Below are 208 nucleotides of genomic sequence, written 5' to 3'. Positions count from 1 at the left end.
GTGCTGAATCTTAAATCAAAGAAACTAAGAGGTAACTCTCATGCTACATACTAGCAATCCCATCATTAAACACAAAGCAGGTCTTCTCAATCTTGCTAGGGAGCTGGGCAATGTTTCCCAAGCCTGCAAAGTCATGGGCGTATCACGAGACACGTTTTACCGTTATCAAGAATTGGTTGAAGCCGGTGGTATTGATGCCCTTATCAAC

Annotated in this window: 1 protein-coding gene; it reads left to right on the top strand. The window is 43.3% G+C overall.

What is annotated here, in order from left to right:
- Positions 1-40: 40 nt before the first annotated feature.
- Positions 41-208: helix-turn-helix domain-containing protein (locus tag AAC855_RS21540; RefSeq protein ID WP_340612152.1), on the top strand; the 168-nt coding region annotated here is incomplete at its 3' end.

It is taken from the genome of Xenorhabdus bharatensis (genome assembly GCF_037996705.1).
Taxonomy (GTDB): Bacteria; Pseudomonadota; Gammaproteobacteria; order Enterobacterales; family Enterobacteriaceae; genus Xenorhabdus; species Xenorhabdus bharatensis.
Note: the sequence above shows the minus strand (reverse complement) of the source record. Positions and strands in the feature narration are given on the sequence as shown.